General features: G+C 73.7%; 18 protein-coding genes. 11 read left to right on the forward strand and 7 right to left on the reverse strand.

Going from position 1 to position 14,877, the window contains the following annotated elements; genetic code table 11:
- Positions 1 to 772 precede the first annotated feature (772 nt).
- The 4 genes from ACZ47G_RS02310 (at position 773) to ACZ47G_RS02325 (ending at position 3,240) form a co-directional block, all read left to right on the forward strand.
- Positions 773 to 1,405 carry a class I SAM-dependent methyltransferase gene (locus ACZ47G_RS02310; RefSeq protein ID WP_465739549.1) on the forward strand — a complete coding sequence of 211 codons (633 nt, stop codon included), beginning with the start codon at positions 773 to 775 and terminating at the stop codon, positions 1,403 to 1,405.
- Positions 1,406 to 1,536: 131 nt separating this feature from the next.
- Positions 1,537 to 2,106: an isoprenylcysteine carboxylmethyltransferase family protein gene (locus tag ACZ47G_RS02315; protein ID WP_465739550.1), complete on the forward strand. Its 570-nt coding sequence runs from the start codon at positions 1,537 to 1,539 to the stop codon at positions 2,104 to 2,106.
- Positions 2,107 to 2,282: 176 nt separating this feature from the next.
- Positions 2,283 to 2,567, forward strand: coding sequence for a Sec-independent protein translocase subunit TatA (gene tatA / locus ACZ47G_RS02320; RefSeq protein ID WP_465739551.1), 285 nt, complete (start codon positions 2,283 to 2,285; stop codon positions 2,565 to 2,567).
- A 148-nt stretch (positions 2,568 to 2,715) separates the two neighbouring features.
- Positions 2,716 to 3,240 (forward strand): potassium channel family protein, encoded by a 525-nt coding sequence (locus ACZ47G_RS02325; RefSeq protein ID WP_465739552.1) that lies wholly within the window; start codon positions 2,716 to 2,718, stop codon positions 3,238 to 3,240.
- A 152-nt stretch (positions 3,241 to 3,392) separates the two neighbouring features.
- Here ACZ47G_RS02325 and ACZ47G_RS02330 read toward each other — a convergent pair whose 3' ends face one another.
- Positions 3,393 to 3,659, reverse strand: coding sequence for a hypothetical protein (locus tag ACZ47G_RS02330; RefSeq protein WP_465739553.1), 267 nt, complete (start codon positions 3,657 to 3,659; stop codon positions 3,393 to 3,395).
- Positions 3,659 to 4,018: an ATP-binding protein gene (locus tag ACZ47G_RS02335; RefSeq protein WP_465739554.1), complete on the reverse strand. Its 360-nt coding sequence runs from the start codon at positions 4,016 to 4,018 to the stop codon at positions 3,659 to 3,661. Before ACZ47G_RS02335 ends, ACZ47G_RS02330 begins: the two co-directional genes overlap by 1 nt.
- Before the next feature lie 250 nt (positions 4,019 to 4,268).
- Between ACZ47G_RS02335 and ACZ47G_RS02340 the strand changes: the two genes are divergently transcribed.
- Positions 4,269 to 5,117, forward strand: a complete 849-nt coding sequence (locus tag ACZ47G_RS02340; RefSeq protein WP_465739555.1) for a helix-turn-helix domain-containing protein — start codon at positions 4,269 to 4,271, stop codon at positions 5,115 to 5,117.
- A 14-nt stretch (positions 5,118 to 5,131) separates the two neighbouring features.
- The gene (locus ACZ47G_RS02345; RefSeq protein ID WP_465739556.1) at positions 5,132 to 5,323 is read left to right on the forward strand and encodes a DUF397 domain-containing protein; all 192 of its coding nucleotides are present in this window, start codon (positions 5,132 to 5,134) and stop codon (positions 5,321 to 5,323) included.
- Between the two features lie 8 nt (positions 5,324 to 5,331).
- Here ACZ47G_RS02345 and ACZ47G_RS02350 read toward each other — a convergent pair whose 3' ends face one another.
- Positions 5,332 to 5,712: a YybH family protein gene (locus ACZ47G_RS02350; protein ID WP_465739557.1), complete on the reverse strand. Its 381-nt coding sequence runs from the start codon at positions 5,710 to 5,712 to the stop codon at positions 5,332 to 5,334.
- A 282-nt stretch (positions 5,713 to 5,994) separates the two neighbouring features.
- Here ACZ47G_RS02350 and ACZ47G_RS02355 point away from each other — a divergent pair, with 282 nt between their 5' ends.
- On the forward strand, positions 5,995 to 6,567 hold the full coding sequence (locus ACZ47G_RS02355) for a DUF4262 domain-containing protein (protein WP_465739559.1): 573 nt from the start codon (positions 5,995 to 5,997) through the stop codon (positions 6,565 to 6,567).
- Positions 6,568 to 6,699: 132 nt separating this feature from the next.
- Here ACZ47G_RS02355 and ACZ47G_RS02360 read toward each other — a convergent pair whose 3' ends face one another.
- Positions 6,700 to 7,299 carry a CGNR zinc finger domain-containing protein gene (locus tag ACZ47G_RS02360; RefSeq protein WP_465739560.1) on the reverse strand — a complete coding sequence of 200 codons (600 nt, stop codon included), beginning with the start codon at positions 7,297 to 7,299 and terminating at the stop codon, positions 6,700 to 6,702.
- A gap of 80 nt (positions 7,300 to 7,379) precedes the next feature.
- On the opposite strand from ACZ47G_RS02360, the gene ACZ47G_RS02365 reads away from it, so the two are divergent.
- On the forward strand, positions 7,380 to 8,123 hold the full coding sequence (locus tag ACZ47G_RS02365; RefSeq protein WP_465739561.1) for an MBL fold metallo-hydrolase: 744 nt from the start codon (positions 7,380 to 7,382) through the stop codon (positions 8,121 to 8,123).
- Between the two features lie 41 nt (positions 8,124 to 8,164).
- On the opposite strand, the gene ACZ47G_RS02370 is transcribed toward ACZ47G_RS02365, so the two are convergent.
- From ACZ47G_RS02370 to ACZ47G_RS02380, 3 genes are all read right to left on the reverse strand, one after another.
- Entirely contained in the window at positions 8,165 to 9,778 is a 1,614-nt protein-coding gene (locus ACZ47G_RS02370) for a protein kinase domain-containing protein (protein ID WP_465739562.1), read from the reverse strand.
- A gap of 384 nt (positions 9,779 to 10,162) precedes the next feature.
- Complete coding sequence (locus tag ACZ47G_RS02375; RefSeq protein ID WP_465739563.1) at positions 10,163 to 11,176, reverse strand: hypothetical protein; 1,014 nt, start codon at positions 11,174 to 11,176, stop codon at positions 10,163 to 10,165.
- A complete protein-coding gene (locus ACZ47G_RS02380; RefSeq protein ID WP_465739564.1) occupies positions 11,173 to 11,982 on the reverse strand; it encodes an RNA polymerase sigma factor in 810 nt (269 codons plus the stop codon). Before ACZ47G_RS02380 ends, ACZ47G_RS02375 begins: the two co-directional genes overlap by 4 nt.
- Positions 11,983 to 12,334: 352 nt before the next feature.
- Here ACZ47G_RS02380 and ACZ47G_RS02385 point away from each other — a divergent pair, with 352 nt between their 5' ends.
- From ACZ47G_RS02385 to ACZ47G_RS02395, 3 genes are all read left to right on the forward strand, one after another.
- On the forward strand, positions 12,335 to 13,006 hold the full coding sequence (locus tag ACZ47G_RS02385; protein WP_465739565.1) for a hypothetical protein: 672 nt from the start codon (positions 12,335 to 12,337) through the stop codon (positions 13,004 to 13,006).
- A 157-nt stretch (positions 13,007 to 13,163) separates the two neighbouring features.
- Positions 13,164 to 13,970 carry a VC0807 family protein gene (locus ACZ47G_RS02390; protein ID WP_465739566.1) on the forward strand — a complete coding sequence of 269 codons (807 nt, stop codon included), beginning with the start codon at positions 13,164 to 13,166 and terminating at the stop codon, positions 13,968 to 13,970.
- Between the two features lie 150 nt (positions 13,971 to 14,120).
- Positions 14,121 to 14,858 carry a tyrosine-protein phosphatase gene (locus tag ACZ47G_RS02395; RefSeq protein ID WP_465739567.1) on the forward strand — a complete coding sequence of 246 codons (738 nt, stop codon included), beginning with the start codon at positions 14,121 to 14,123 and terminating at the stop codon, positions 14,856 to 14,858.
- Positions 14,859 to 14,877: the final 19 nt, after the last annotated feature.

The following is a 14,877-nucleotide window of genomic DNA, read 5'->3' on the forward strand; positions in this document are numbered from 1 at the left end:
GTACCCACATCGGACACCGGGCGAGCACCCGGGCTCGGCGAGCGCAGCTGGTGCCCGGCCACCTGAACGGCCTGCGGCCCGACCAGGAGATCCATTGCCGCGTACGCGCCTCGCTCCTACGGAGCGAGCGATGGAAGGAGCCGGCTGCTGGATGAGCATGAAAAGTCGAGCCCGCCGACTTCCCATGCGCCGTGCAACAGCGGGAGCCGCGGCGAGGGGCCGGACCAGGCAACGGCCGGGCCGCGCACAGAAAGTCGGGCCCGTCGACTTCCTATGTCGCCAGACCGGCCTGGAGCGGGGCAGCGCCAGGGACGGGCGCGCGGTGTGTGCGGGTGCGGAGGCCGGTAAGCATGCGCAGGAAGTCGGACCGGCCGACTTTCTGTGCACCGGGCAGGAGCGCAAGGGCGCGCCGGGGACGGGCGCGCGGTGGCTGCGGGCGCGGAGCGCGCAGGAAGTCGGACCGGCCGACTTCTCGTGCAGCTGGCAAGGGCGGGCACGGCGGTGAGGGGCCGGTTCTGGCTACGGCGGGCGGCCGGATTGTGCGCGGAAAGTCGGGCCCATCGACTTTTGGTGCAGCGGGGAACGGCGGTGGGGGCTGGGTCCGGCAGTAGGTGGGGGTGCGCGGGAAGTCGGGCCCGTCGACTTCCTGTGCCGGAGGGCGGAGGAGAGGGGGCGGGCGCGCGGGGAGTCGGGCCGGCCGGACTTTCTGGGCGGCGGCGGTGGCTTGGGCCCCTGGGGGAGGGCGCTACAGGGGGCGTGTCAGGGTGGGGGGATGGGGATCGGACATGGGCGGGTGCGCGGGAGTTACGACGCGGTGGCGGAGGAGTACCTGGGGCGGATCGGGGGTGAGTTGGCGCACAAGGTGGTGGACCGGGCGCTGCTGGGGGCCGTCGTGGAGGAGGCGGGCGGCGGGGTGGTGGCGGACCTGGGGTGCGGGCCGGGGCACGTCGCCGGGTGGCTGGCTGAGCGGGGCGCGCGGGTGGTCGGGATCGACCTGTCGCCGCGGATGGTCGAGCTGGCCGGGCGCGAGCACCCGGAGGCCGAGTTCCGGGCCGGCGACCTGCTGGCGCTGCCCGCCGCCGACGGCGAGTTCGCGGCCGCCGTGGCGCTGTACTCGGTGATCCACCTGGAGCCGGGTGAGCTGCTGCCCGCCTTCGCCGAGATGCGGCGGGTGCTGCGGCCCGGCGGGGTGCTGCTGGTCTCCTTCCACCTGGGCCGGGAGGTGCGGCACCTGGAGGAGTGGTGGGGCCACCCGGTCGACGTGGACTTCCACTTCCTGGAGAGCGACGCCGTCGCCGCCCGCCTCACCGAGGCCGGGTTCGCCGTCGAGGCCCGGCTGGAGCGGGAGGGCCTGCCCGAGGAGGCCGACACCCGGCGCGGCTACCTGCTGGCGCGCCGCCCGTAGGCCGGTCGGCCGGTCGGCCGGTCGGGACCGTCCACCCGGGGGTGGACGGGGTGGCGTCCACCCCCGGGTGCGTGTCCCGGCGGCCCCGTCCGGGGACCGTGGAGGGGTGACCACGACCGTCAGGAGCCGTCATGTCCCTGCCGTCCCTGCTCTCCCTGCTCGGCCTCCTCTGCTGGATCGGCTACGAGCTGCTGCTGCGCCGCCGCGAGGACGCCGCGGCCGGCACCTGGCACGCGGACGACCGCGACCGCGGCTCGACCCGGCTGCTGCTCTGCTGCTACGGAGCGTCCGTGCTGGTGGTGGTGCTGTTCGCCCGCTCCTCGGTCGGCGAACTGCCCGTCTGGGCACGCTGGTTCGGGGTCGCCGCGGTGGTCGCCGGGCTGGCCCTGCGAGCATGGGGCATGCGCACCCTGGGCCGCTTCTACACCCGTACGCTGCGCACCGTGGACACCCAGCAGGTGGTCCGCAGCGGCCCGTACCGGCTGATCCGCCACCCCGGGTACGCCGGCAGCCTGCTGGTCTGGGTCGGCTACGCGCTCGGCGCCGCCGGCTGGGCCGCCGCCCTGGTGGTCGCGGCGCTGCTGCTCGGCGCGTACGGCTGGCGGATCGCCGCCGAGGAGCGGCTGCTGCTGGCGGCCTTCGGCCCGGCGTACGCGCAGTACCGGCAGGAGTCCAAGCGGCTGGTGCCGTTCCTCTACTGACGGCGGAAGCGGGTCAGCGGGGTGGGGCGTTGCCCGCGCCCCGCTCGAACAGCACCTGGTTTTCGGCCAGCGTTTCCCGGCCGGTGTATCCGTTCGGCGTGAGGGCCAGGCATACTGGCGAGCATGGGCGCTCGCGCCCCCCGTGACTCTAGACAAGAAGGGACCGGTGGCCAGGGATGCTGCGGAACGGTCTTGAGCCCTGGCACATCTTGGTGGTGCTGGCGGTCGTAGTCCTGCTGTTCGGATCGAAGAAGCTGCCGGAGATGGCGCGCGGCCTCGGAAAGTCGATGCGCATTCTGAAGGCGGAGACCAAGGCGATGCGCGAGGACGGCGACCAGACGGACGCCGGCACCGCGCAGAGCACGGCCGCCCCCCAGCCGCCGGCCGCCGACCGCCCGGCCGTCACGCCGACCAACGTGACGACGAGCGCCGAGACGAAGCGTCCCGAGAAGACCGTCTGAGTCGACCTCTCGACTCGAACGAGCTCCCGTCGAGCCCCTGATGGACCTCCATCAGGGGCTCGACGCTTTTCCGGCACTCCGGCGGGGGCTTGCCTGATCGGAGTAGTCGGACGGGCGGAACGGACTCCGGTGGACCAGGCTGGCCGGGATGTCCGAGAACCCTCCCCCAACCGGCGACCTGCGGGCCTGGGCCTGGCTGCTGGGCGCGTTCACGCTGCTGATGGTCGGGTACTTCACGCTGCCGTTGGAGTGGTTCGGCGACCGCAGGCCGGTGCTGAGCTGGGCGGTGTTCGCGGGGGCACTGACCGGTCTGACGGGGCTGATGATGGCCAAGATCGCCGGGCTGATGCAGGGGACGGCGAAACGGCCGGTGGTCTGGCTGGCCTTCCTGATCGCCCTGGCGATGACCATCTACGCGGCGACGTACTACGTGCTGGGCGCCCGGAAGTCGGAGTTCGCGGGCCTGGAGACGCGGCTCGACGCGCTGTACTTCACGGTCGTGACGATGGCGACGGTGGGATACGGGGACATCACGCCGTCGGGGCAGGCGGCGCGGCTCGTGGTGGTGCTGCAGATCGGGTACAACTTCGTGTTCCTCGCGGCGGCCGCCGGGGCGGCATCCCGGGCACTCCGGAGCGGTGTGGAACAGCGGATCCGGCGACGGAAGCACTGAATCCGGCACGGCGGGCCTGGGCACGCGACCCGCCGCACATCCGGTCGGTCAGCGGTCCTCGTCAGGCGGCGGGCTCGCGCGCAGGGCGGTGACGACACCCAGGGCGACGGTCGCGATCGCGAGGGCGAGGAGGACGCCGAAGGCCGTGGGGATCAGGAATCGCACGTGGTCCCCCGGTCGCGTTCGGCTTCGAGGAGGAGGGAGAGCAGGTTCAGGAGAGTCGACGCGGGCGCGGTGTTGAAGCGGACGAGGACGCGGCCGTCGAGGGTCTGGTCGGTGTCGGCGGACGGCCAGATGAGGCCGAACTTCTTGCCGCGCTCCTGGAGTTCGGCGAGGAGGGTGAGGATGTGGTCCTCGGCGTAGGCCCGGATCCGGGGATCGGTGGGCAGCATGGGGCGGCGGTGGGGACGGGCGGGCATCAGGCGGCGTCCAGCTCGAACCAGATGCACTTGCCGCGCTCCTGCGGGTCGACGCCCCAGCGGTGGGTGAGGCCCGCGACCAACTGGAGGCCCCGGCCGGAGGTGGCGAGGGGGTCGGGACTCTGCGGGGTGGGGAACTCCGGGCTCTCGTCGGAGACGGAGACCCGCAGGACCTTGTCGAGGAAGAGGATCTCGGTGATCGGCGCGGGGGTGCCACCGTGCAGCCAGGCGTTCGCCAGCAGCTCACCGAGGGCGAGTTCGGCGTCGAAGGTGGCGGAGGGGTGCCAGCCGGCGCGGATCATCGCGCGGCGGAGGGACTGGCGGGAGAGGGCGAGGGAGGGCGTGTTGAGGTGACGCATGGGAGGACTCCCGGGCGTGTGTGGGGTGGAGAACCGGCGGATACGTCGCCGTGAACCAGGCCATGCGGATGGGCATGGCTGCTCTGCGGTGCGACGGAAAGGCGTTACTGACGATCCGTCGGATCGAGGTGAGATCGACCATAGCCCATCGAAGTCACATGTGATTCCAAGTTCAGATAACTTCACTCTCAAGTGGACCCCACCCCCGGCCGGGCGGCAGACTTGAGCCACATCGGCAAGGAAGGAACCAATGCCGCCGCGAGTCAGCCCGACACTCCGTCAACGCCGTATCGGCACCGAACTCCGGAAGATGCGCGAGGCCGCCGGGCTGTCGACCGGCACCCTTGCCAGAGACCTCGGCATCGACCGGACCCAGGTCAGTCAGATAGAGGCCGCCAAGGTCGGAGTGAGCCCGGAACGACTCCGCTCCTTCGCCGCCGCCTGCAAGTGCATTAACGAACCGCTGATCGACGCCCTGGAGACCATGGTCCAGGACCGCTCCAAGGGCTGGTGGGAGGAGCATCGCGGCACCGTCCCAGAAGGCTTCCTTGAGAACGCAGAGTTGGAGAAGACCTCCAGCGAGCTCAAGTTGTGGGTCCTCACCCACATGCCGGGACCTTGCCAGGTCCTCAGTTACGCCGCGGCGGTCTTCGGGCGTGTCTTCCCTCCGCTTCCGCGCCATGAGTTGGAGGCACGCACCGCGTTCAGGATGCAGCGCAAGGCCGACTTGCGCCGCAATCCGAAACCGCTGACGGCCTTCATCTACGAGTCGGTCCTGTGGACTCGGTTCGGTGGAACGCAGATCCTCAAGGAGCAGCTCGGCTCTCTACTCGAAGACTCCGAACTACCCTGGATGACCATTCGAGTAGTTCCGTTCGACATCGAGACCTTCCCTGGCGCCGTCGAGAACCTCACCTACGCGTTCGGCGCAGTTCCGGAGCTTGATACCGTCGAACGGGAGTCCTCCCGTGACTCCGAACACCTTGATGCGATCAGCGAGCTGACCAGTTACCGATCCATCTTCGAGAGGACTGAATCGGTCGCGCTGAGTGAGAGCGGTTCACGCGACTTGATTCGCAAGATCGCACGAGACCTGTGAAAGGCCAGCCAGCTGTGACCGACACCGAGTGGCAGAAGTCATCCTTCAGCGGGTCCACCGAGAACTGCGTGGAGGTCCGTGGGGCCAGCGGGGCGGTCGAACTCCGCGAGTCCGACGAAGGCGGAACCATCCTCCACACCACCCCCGCCACCTTCGCCGCCCTCCTCCACGGCCTCAAGAACGGCGAATTCGACCACCACGCCTAACGCTTCACTCACGCAGTACCGCGCGGGTTGAGGACGGTGAAGCGCCAGCCACCGTCCTCAACCCGGCGGGCAACATTGGCAGTGGTGCCGGTCGGGGCGATGCGTTCGCCGTCCGGGCCGTCGATCTCCATCGTCCAGTCGGTGACCAGCAGGGCGGTGTCCGAGCCGACGAGCGTGTGCCGCCGGACGTTCGTCAGCCGCCCCCGAGCGGCGACCGTTCCGGCGATCTCCGCGCGCAGCGCCTCGACCCCGGTGATGTGCTCGCCGGTCACCGTGCGCATGACCGCGCCCGGGGCGAACAGGGCCAGCACACCCTCGACATCCCTTGCATTCAGGGCGTCCTGGAAAAGCATCGGCAGCTCGGCGGGATCGGTGACCAGGCGAGACATGGCGGAGTCCTCACGTCAGTAAGCGAATCGGTGACTCCCACGATCCGCTCCCACCCCGGCTCCGGACGAGGTGGAGATCCGACTCCGCGTAGTCGAAAACGGACACTCCCACGCGTCACCGCCCTCGGTCGGGCGTCCTACCCCTGGCCGCTGCGGCCCCTCCCGCCCGCCCTGACGACCCGGCCCCCAGCCGGTCACCCCGGTCCCCGTCCGACGCGGGAAGTCGGCCCGGCCGGCGGGCTCCTCGCCCTCGCCCTCCCGCTCCGGTGGTTGGATGTCCGGGTGAACGACCAGCTCGAATCCCCCGCCTGCCCCTGCGTGCTCTGCGACCCCGCCGCCTCCGCCACCGTCCGCGCACGGTTCCTACGGCAGCGGCACTGGGCCTCGGAGATGGCGGACGTCCGCGCCCGAGGCTGGCACGTGGTCGGCGTGGGCGGCGGGGACATCCCGGACTGGGCGTTCACGGTCGGCCTGTGGCACTCGTACCGGATCCCCGAAGTCGCCATGTTCGGACTGGAGTTGACCGGGCTGATGCACTGGGTCGACGAGGCCGCCACGCTGCTGCGGGACGGGGCGTCCACGGAGCCGGGCGCGCTGCTCCCCGGTGTCATCGAGGGCTTTCCGCTGCGCGTCCACCCGGTGGACGCCGGCTGGCACCGGCCCCTGTTCGGGACGGCCGTCGGCTTCTACCGGCGCTCCCCGTTCCCCGTCGTCCAGTTGGTCTGGCCCGACCGCGACCACCGGTGGCCCTCCGACGAGCGGGCCACCCCCGGCTGCCGCGCGCAGCCCAGCCTCTGGCTGCCGGTCGGCGAACACCCGGAGGGCGTGTGGACCGAGGAAGCCGCCCTGGCCTGAGCCGTACGCTCCCCACAGAGTTGTCCACAGGGTGTGGACAACCCTGTGGGGACAAGGGGATCGCGGGCATCCGATCGAGGGGATCCGATCGCGAGGAATCCGATCGTCGACAGGCGCCATTATGACGTGGCGTCAGCCCTGCTTCGCACCGCTGCGGCGGGCGTAGGCCCGGGCCGCGCGGACCCGGTCGCCACAGCGGGTCGAGCACCAGTGGCGGGCGGCGTGGGTGCGGACCAGGAAGCGCGTGCACGGGCTCGCACTGCACGCGGCGAGGCGGTCGGCGTCCGGGCCCGTGAGCAGCTCCGCCGCGTCGGCGGCGATGACGGCCATGGCGTGCACGGCGACCTGGTCGGCCGGGTGGGCCAGGGCGCGGTACGGGCCGTCCGGCTCGTCCCAGCGCAGCAGGGCGGCGGAGGAGGTGGCGGTCAGCGCGGCGTTGAGCGCGCCCACGGCCTCGGCCGGCGGTACGGCGCCGTCGATCCGGGCGGCGAGCAGGACCCTCAGATGGGCCCGCAGTTCGCGCAGCCGTCCGGTGCAGTACTCGTAGACCTCCCCGTCGGCGGGGGCGAGACCCCGTTCGACCAGCCACCGGAGGGCGTCGGCGGGGGTGGCCAGCAGGTCGAGGCGGCCGGCGGTGAGCACGAGGTCGCTGTTGGCGAAGTCGAGGGCGACGTGCTGCTCCGAGCCCGGCGCGGGCGGCGGAGCGGTGGGGATGGCATTCACGATTCTCATGCTAAACCTTGCGCTCTTCCGTGACGACTGACTAGGGTTCATCACGTCAAAGCAGCACTTTCTCCGTGAGGTGACCCAGCATGTCGACCATCCGCGTCTTCGGCGGCCCGACCGCCCTCATCGAATTCGGCGGCCTCCGCTTCCTCACCGACCCGACCTTCGACGAGCCCGGCGCCTACCCGATCGGCGGTGGCAACGCGCTCACCAAGACCGCGCCCTCCGCCATCACCCCCGCCGCCATCGGCCCGGTCGACGCCGTCCTGCTCTCCCACGACGAGCACCCGGACAACCTGGATGTCTCGGGCCGCGCCCTCCTGTCGACCGTCCCCCTGGTCCTCACCACCACCAGCGGCGCCGAGCGGCTCGGCGGCACCTCGCGCGGGCTCGCCCCCTGGGACTCCGTGGAACTGCCCCGCCCGGACGGCGGCACCGTCACCGTCACCGCCGCACCCGCGCTGCACGGGCCCGAGGGGGCCGAACCGGTGATCGGCCAGGTGATCGGATTCGTGCTGACCGCCCCCGACCTCCCGAGCGTCTACGTCAGCGGTGACAACGCCTCGCTCCCGCTGGTCAAGGAGATCGCCGACCGGTTCGGCCCGATCGACACCGCGGTCCTCTTCGCCGGCGCCGCCCGCACCGTGCGCTTCGACGGCGCACTGCTCACCCTGGACAGCGCCCAGGCCGCCGAGGCCGCCGCCCTGCTGGGCGCGCGGCGCGTGGTACCGGCGCACTTCGACAGCTGGGGACACTTCACCGAGGGCCGCGCGGACCTGGAGGCGGCGTTCGAAGCGGCCGGACTCGGCGACCGGCTGCAGTTCTCCTGACGGGTGACCGCCAGGTCCCGGACGGGCCCTGACGCCAGGCCCTACCAGTCGTCCTGGTTGTCGGCGGTGGCGGAGGCGTGCAGGGTCGCGAACAGGGCGCCCAGGCGGGCGTTCCAGTTGGCGTAGGTGGGGGCGTCGATGGCGTGCTTCTTGGCCAGGTCCTTGATGGTCTTCTGGGCGGCCTTGAGGTCCTGGGCGGCGTCGTCGGGGTTGCCCTCGTTGACCCGGGCGAGGGCGTCGTCGAGGGTCCGCAGCAGGTCCGCCTGCTTGTCGCGTTCCTTGGTGATCGGAGCCTGGGCGACGGCCTGGCGGAAGGACTGGAGCTGCAGCGCCGCGGGCTGGTTGCGCGGAACGGGCTGGGTCGCGGCCGGGAGCCCCGCCGGGGTGGTGGGGGCGGGGGTGCCGGTCGAGGGCGCGGACGGGGTGGCGGGGGCGGCCGCCGACGTCTTGCCGGCAGTGGCGGCCGGGGGCTTGGTGGCGGGCGCGGCCGCGGCCGCGTTGCCCGTCGGCTCGTCGAAGGCGGTCACGGCCAGGGCGACGGCCCCGGCGAGGCCGGCTATGCCCAGGGCGCCGAGGACGAGGGGCTTGCGGCGGCTCCGGGCGGGCGCGGCGAGCGCTGCGGGCCCAGCGGGCCGCGGGGCGGCGGGGTGCCCGGCGGGGGGCATCGCCGGGAGCGGGGCCATCACCGAGGTCGCGGCCGGGGCCGGGTGGTGCGGCGCCTGGGGCGGGAGCAGGGCGGTGTGCTGCTGGTCCGGGAACGCCGGGGCCACCGGCGGCAGCAGCTGGGTGGCGGCCGAGGTGGTGGCGAGCAGCTCCGCGGTCGGGTCGCCGACGGCCAGGCCGGGGACGGTGGAGAGGAGTTCGGCGCGGGCGGCGGTGGCATCGGCCGGGCGGTGCGCCGGGTCCTTGGCCAGCAGGCGCAGCACCACGGCGTCCAGCGCGGGCGGCAGGCCGGGGCGCCGTACGGACGGCGGCTGGGGCTGCTCGCTGACGTGCTTGAAGGCGATCGCCACCGGGGCCTCGGCGGTGAACGGGGTCTCGCCGGTGAGCATCTCGGTCAGCACGCAGCCGACCGCGTACAGGTCGGTGCGGCCGTCCAGGGCGGAGGCGGTGGCCTGCTCGGGCGAGAGGTAGGCGGCCGTGCCGAGCACGCTCGCGGTCTGGGTCAGGTTGCTGGACGAGCCGGCCCGGGCGATGCCGAAGTCCACCACCTTCACGCCGCCGTCATCGGTGATCATGATGTTGCCGGGCTTGATGTCCCGGTGCACCAGCCCCGCCGCGTGCGCGACCGCCAGCGCCTCGCAGACCGCCGCCGCGATGCCGACCGCGCGCTCCACCGGCAACTGCGGCTGCTGGGCCAGGACCGCGGCCAGGGAGCGGCCGTTCACCAGCTCCATCACGATGAACGGGGTGCCCTGGTCCACGCCCGAGTCGAAGACCATGACGATCCTCGGGTGCACCAGCATGGCGGCGTGCTGCGCCTCGCGGCTGAACCGCTCGGCGAAGCGCGGGTCGTCGGCCAGGCCACCGTTGAGGATCTTCACGGCCACCTGGCGGCCGAGCACCCGGTCGACGCCGCGCCAGACGGTGGCCATGCCGCCGACGCCGAGCATCTCGACGAGTTCGTAACGCCCGTTCAGCGCCCGTCCGATCACCTGGAGCTCCCCTCACGTGCGGCCTCCGGGGTCCCGGGCGGCCTCGTGCACCTGTGCACGATAGCCGCCCCGGCCCGGGGCCTGAGGGGGTGGCGGCCGGGGGACCGGGCAGCGGTCCCCCGACCGCCGGATCGGGGTGCGGCCCGCCCTGACTGCGGGAGGGCGGGCCGCACGTTCCGGGCCGGCCGGGCCGGCGGCGCGTCCGGGGTGAGCGCCTGCCGGTCCGGCCGGGGCCGGCCGGGTGGACGGTGGGCACGGGGGAGCCGACCGGCCACCCGGGGTCTTCGGGTGGTTGTGCGTCCTGCGGTTACTGCGGGGTGGTGCGGTCCGGGTGGGCGGCGAGCCCGGGGGGAGTCGCTCGCCGCCCACCCGGAGTTCTGGGGGTCATCTCCGGGCCGACTGGTCGTCCTCGGAGGGGACGGTTCTGCTCGGATGGATGTCCGGCAGGGTGGGGGCGCCCGTCGGGGGCGGGAGCACGCCACCCTTGCCGGGCTTGGTGCCGTTGCCGCCGCCGTTCTGGCTGTTTCCGCCACCGGTGTTGCCGTTGCCGCCGGCGGTGTTGCCACCGTCGCCGCCCTTGCCGGAACCGCTCCGGCCGGGGGCGCTCGGCTGGGCGGTGGCGGCGCCCTGGTGGTCGCCGCCCTGCTGGTCGCCGCCCTGCTGGTCGCCGCCCTGGTGACCGGGGGTGCCGACGCAGAAGTCCTGGACGGCGTCGGCGCCGCCGGCTGCCGCGACCAGCGGGGCGAAGAGCGGGTCGACGGCCAGCTTGCCGGGGCGTTCACCCTTGCCCGTACGGTCCGCGAAGCCCTGGCAGAGCGGGAGCAGCGCGGCGGGCGGGGCGGGGTGGCCGGTGCGCCCGCCGGCCGTGGCGGGGGCGGACGGGACGGCCGTGTGCGGGTCCGCGGTGGCGCCGGTGGACGGTCGGGAGGCTCCGGGCTGGGGTGCGGAGGAGGATTCCGGGCCGGTGCCGAGCGGGGTGCCCGGGGTGGCCACCGCGTGCTCGGGCTCGGACGGGCCGCCCCCGAGGGCGGGCAGGTTGCCGGTGCCGGCGGCGACCGCGACCCCGCACAGCGCGGTGGCGCCGAGCATGGCGGCAGCGGCCTTCGTGCTGAAGGCCCTGGCCAGCGCGGCGGTTGCCATCGATCGTCTCCGGACGGGGGTCACTACGGGGTCGGGCGTGAGACTCGCCGCCCGGAACGCGGCCAGGGCGGCCTCCTCCCCGGCCAGTTCCGCGGACGTCGCCGGAGCGGCGGCCGCGGCCAGGACCCGGGCGAGCTGCCCGGGACCGTCCGGTCCGGTGAGCGAGGCGTCCTGCCCGGCCGACGGGCCGCCCACGGCACCGCCGAGCAGCTGCTCGGCGGCATCACGGTCGATCCGACGGGATCGGTTGGTGCTCATCTCATGTCCTTCAGCGTCGCGGCCCGGTGTTCTGTCACACCCTGCGGAGAAGTTTTTTTCGCGGGTCGTTCCGCGGGTCGTTGCGCGGGCTCTTCGGCCGGTCGTCCGGCCGGCCGGGCGGCCGGGATCCCGGCTCCGGAGGAGAACGGCTGCTCCAGCAGCTTGGCCAGTCGGCGCAGGCCCCGGTGGGCGGCCATCCGGACGCTGCCGGCCCGCTTGCCGAGCACCCGGGCGGCGCTCTCGGCGTCCAGCTCCATGACCACTCTCAGCAGCACCGCCTCGGCCTGGTCGCGGGGCAGCCTGGAGATCAGCGCCAGGGCGTCGGCGGTGCCGACGGTGGCGAGCGCGGCGCGGGCGGTGTCGTCCCCGGCGGCCTGTTCGACCAGGTACTCGAAGGGGAGGTCGGCGACCGGGCGGCGGCGCCGGGCGCGCAGGTGGTCCATCGCCCGGTTGCGGGCGACGGTGGCGGCCCAGCCGCGGAAGCCGTCGCCGTCGCCGGAGAAGCCGCGCAGGTCGCGGGAGATCTGCAGCCAGGTCTCGGAGGCGATGTCCTCGGCGTCCTGGACGTCCTCCGGCCGTCCGCCGACGAGCACTCTCAGGTAGCGCAGCAGGCCCGGCTGGACGGTCCGGAACAACAGCCGGAACGCCTCTTCGTCCCCCTCCTGGGCGGCGCGGACCGCCTCGGTCAGGTCGGTGGGAGCAGCGCCCCCGCCCGGTGGTGGGCCGGCGGGAGGTACTGGTCCGGACCGGCCGAGGGGGCTGCCGGTGCCCGCTCCGGGGCGTTCTGCACTCTGCACCCGCCACATGATGCGCCATCCGGGGGATCGGGTCGGCGCCGGTCGAAGGACCGGACCGGACGGGGCCAAGGTCCCGCCGACGGCTGTCGTTCGCCCGCAGCCCCGGGACACCGCCCCCGCCTACGTTGTCGGTAGGCGAATCGATCCGGGCCCCGACCCGCCCGGACGCCGGGGCCGCCGACGCGCCCGCCACGCCGCCGTGACCCCGCGACCCCGCCGCGCCCGTTCGTACCGACACCCGCCCGAGCCCGTTCGGGCGGGTGTCGGCCCGGGCCGGCCCGGCCGGACCGGGACCGGCAGAGGAACCGGAACCCGGGACGAGCGCACGGCCGGCTCCGTACGACCAGCAGGGAAGACCGCGATGACCACTGCCCATGAGCTCCACGCCAAGGGCCTGCGCGAGCACCTCGCGCCCGCCTTGCGCGGTCTGGGCCTCACCGGGCGGCACCCGGCCTTCCTGCTGCCGGACGAGGACCACTGGCTGCTCGTCGATCTGGTCGAGCGGCCCGCCGCCGACCGGGTCACGTTCACCTTCGCGCTCGGCCTGGTCCGCCGCGCCGACCGGGCGGCTCCGGCCCCGCCCGGCCCGCGCACCCGGTACAGCTCCGAGGTCTGGCGGGCCCGGATCGGCGAGGTGCTGCCGGTCGGCGAGGACGTCTGGTGGGAGGTGCTGCCCGGGCCGCGCTGGCGGCTCCCGCTGGACGACGCCGTCGCCGCCGTCCGCGACTACGGCCTGCCGGAGCTGCGCCGCCGGGCCGCGGCGGACCGCTCCCGCGCCGGCGGGGCGTACCTCTCCCCCGCCGAGCTGGAGGACGTCAACGCCGCGCTGCTGACCGCCTCGGTGGCCCGGGTGCAGCGCGCCGAGCTGGCCGCCGGGGCGCTGGTGCTGACCGGCGCCTGGACCCGGGGCGACGGCGTGGCCCGGACGGTGCTGGCCGGGGCCGCCCGGGGGTTCCTGTCCGCCGGGGACGAGCGGTTCCGGACGGTGCGCTGCCGGGACACCCTGGGGCGGGAGCTGTGGACCTTCGGCTAGAACGGTGCAGGTCAGCGCCCCTGTCATGGGCGGCGCCGTGACACCTGTCATGCGGATCCGGCAACGGACGACACTGCTCTGACGGAGGGTCGGACCGAAAAACTGGAGGCACGACGCGGGCAGGGGCCCGCGGCCACCAGCCGGGGAGGAACCCACCATGAGCAGCCGGACCGTCACCGCCGTCACCGCCGCCGTTCCCGCCCGGCCCGTCCGGAATGCCCAGCAGGTCCTGGACGCGCAGCCCGTCCGGAACGCCCAGCAGGTCCAGAACGCTCAGCAGGTCCTGGACGCCCAGGACGCCGGGGCACCGAACCCGCTGGTCGCCGGGCTGCGCCCGCTCGCCCTCGACGTGCTCGCCCCGCTGGCCGGCTACTACCTGCTGCACTCGGCCTGCGGCCTGAGCGAGTTCGCCGCGCTCGCCTGGAGCAGCGTCTTCCCGGCCGGCCGGACCCTCCTGGGCCTGCTGAAGGAGCGCAGCCTCAACCTGTGGGCCGCGCTGATGCTGGCGGTCAACCTGGCGGGCCTGGCGCTCACCTTCGTCACCGGCGACGCCCGGATGATGATCGCCAAGGACGGCGGGCTGAGCGGCACCGTGGCGGTGGCGATCCTGGTCTCGGCGGCGGTCGGCCGGCCGGTGATGACCCCGATGCTGATGCCCTTCGTCACCAAGGGCAAGCGGGACCGCACCGCCGCCTGGCAGCGGCTGGTCGAGGGGCGGGCGGCGGCCTCGCGGGCCTTCCGCCGCCACGAGCGGGTGTTCGCCGGGATCTGGGGCACCGCGCTGCTGGCCGAGTGCGCGGCCCGGGTGGTCGGCGCCTTCACCCTGCCGGTGTCGACCATGGCCTGGCTGTCCACCGTGTTCCTGATCGGCGCGATCGTGGCCGGTTCGATGGTCGGTCAGATCGCGACCGACCCGATCGAGAAGCTGGTCGCCGCCGAGACCGAGGCGCCCACCGCCGCCTGAGCCCCCGTCGGGCCTCGGTACGAACCATCCGTCCACCGAGCGAACTGCCGGTGCCCTGGGTTCGAACGATCAGGAACCATCGGGATCTCCCGGGAGTCTTGATAACGAGGGGGTAACGGTACCCCCGACCGAGGAAACGGGGAGCCCACCATGCGGACCTACGCGCTGACCACCACCGAGGACCGCACCCTCGTCTGGGACGGTTGCCTGAACGTCCGCGACCTGGGCGGACTGCCCACCGCCTCCGGCAAGCCGACCGTCCGCGGCGCGATAGCCCGGGCGGACAACCTGGACCGCCTGACCCGCGAGGGGTGGGACGCCCTCCTCGACCACGGTGTCCGCACCGTGGTCGACCTGCGCAACGCCGAGGAGTACAAGCCGCTCCTCCCGCTCCCCGAGGGCGTCGAGCTGATCCGCGTCCCGCTGGACGAACTGGCCGGCCCCGCCTGGTGGGAGGCCCACGGCCGGCTGGACGGCACCCCGCTGGCCTTCCGCCCGTACCTGGAGCACTGCCCGCACGCCGCCGCCGCGCTGGTCACCGCGATCGCCGGGGCCCGACCCGGCGGACTGGTGGTGCACTGCGGCGCCGGCCGTGACCGCACCGGCCTGGCCGCCCTGCTGCTGCTCGCCCTGGCCGGGGTCGACCGGGCCGCGATCGCCGAGGACTACCTGCTGAGCGCCCCCAACGTCCGCCCGCTGTACGGGATGCTCGGCCTGCCGGACCCGTACCGCCGGATCGACGCGGCGCTGGCCGAGGCCGGGACCACCGCCGAGGCCGCCCTGGCGGACGCCCTCGACGGGCTCGACCCGGCGGGCTACCTGCTCGCGGCGGGGGTCACGCCCGCCCAGATCGCCGCCGTCCGGGACCGGCTGCTGACGGAGGAGTAGGACCTCCGGCCGGGGGTGT

This window comes from Kitasatospora sp. NPDC030952 (genome assembly GCF_055571335.1).

What these genes read in the sequence shown, in the direction of transcription:
- ACZ47G_RS02360 (WP_465739560.1), bottom strand. Translation starts at nt 7,299, where the DNA reads ATGAGAATCGTGAATGCCATCCCCACCGCTCCGCCGCCCGCGCCGGGC.
- ACZ47G_RS02385 (WP_465739565.1), top strand. Translation starts at nt 12,335, where the DNA reads ATGACCACTGCCCATGAGCTCCACGCCAAGGGCCTGCGCGAGCACCTC.
- ACZ47G_RS02365 (WP_465739561.1), top strand. Translation starts at nt 7,380, where the DNA reads ATGTCGACCATCCGCGTCTTCGGCGGCCCGACCGCCCTCATCGAATTC.
- ACZ47G_RS02380 (WP_465739564.1), bottom strand. Translation starts at nt 11,982, where the DNA reads ATGTGGCGGGTGCAGAGTGCAGAACGCCCCGGAGCGGGCACCGGCAGC.
- ACZ47G_RS02375 (WP_465739563.1), bottom strand. Translation starts at nt 11,176, where the DNA reads ATGAGCACCAACCGATCCCGTCGGATCGACCGTGATGCCGCCGAGCAG.
- ACZ47G_RS02310 (WP_465739549.1), top strand. Translation starts at nt 773, where the DNA reads ATGGGGATCGGACATGGGCGGGTGCGCGGGAGTTACGACGCGGTGGCG.
- ACZ47G_RS02335 (WP_465739554.1), bottom strand. Translation starts at nt 4,018, where the DNA reads ATGCGTCACCTCAACACGCCCTCCCTCGCCCTCTCCCGCCAGTCCCTC.
- ACZ47G_RS02315 (WP_465739550.1), top strand. Translation starts at nt 1,537, where the DNA reads ATGTCCCTGCCGTCCCTGCTCTCCCTGCTCGGCCTCCTCTGCTGGATC.
- ACZ47G_RS02395 (WP_465739567.1), top strand. Translation starts at nt 14,121, where the DNA reads ATGCGGACCTACGCGCTGACCACCACCGAGGACCGCACCCTCGTCTGG.
- ACZ47G_RS02340 (WP_465739555.1), top strand. Translation starts at nt 4,269, where the DNA reads ATGCCGCCGCGAGTCAGCCCGACACTCCGTCAACGCCGTATCGGCACC.
- ACZ47G_RS02350 (WP_465739557.1), bottom strand. Translation starts at nt 5,712, where the DNA reads ATGTCTCGCCTGGTCACCGATCCCGCCGAGCTGCCGATGCTTTTCCAG.
- ACZ47G_RS02330 (WP_465739553.1), bottom strand. Translation starts at nt 3,659, where the DNA reads ATGCCCGCCCGTCCCCACCGCCGCCCCATGCTGCCCACCGATCCCCGG.
- ACZ47G_RS02325 (WP_465739552.1), top strand. Translation starts at nt 2,716, where the DNA reads ATGTCCGAGAACCCTCCCCCAACCGGCGACCTGCGGGCCTGGGCCTGG.
- ACZ47G_RS02390 (WP_465739566.1), top strand. Translation starts at nt 13,164, where the DNA reads ATGAGCAGCCGGACCGTCACCGCCGTCACCGCCGCCGTTCCCGCCCGG.
- tatA (WP_465739551.1), top strand. Translation starts at nt 2,283, where the DNA reads ATGCTGCGGAACGGTCTTGAGCCCTGGCACATCTTGGTGGTGCTGGCG.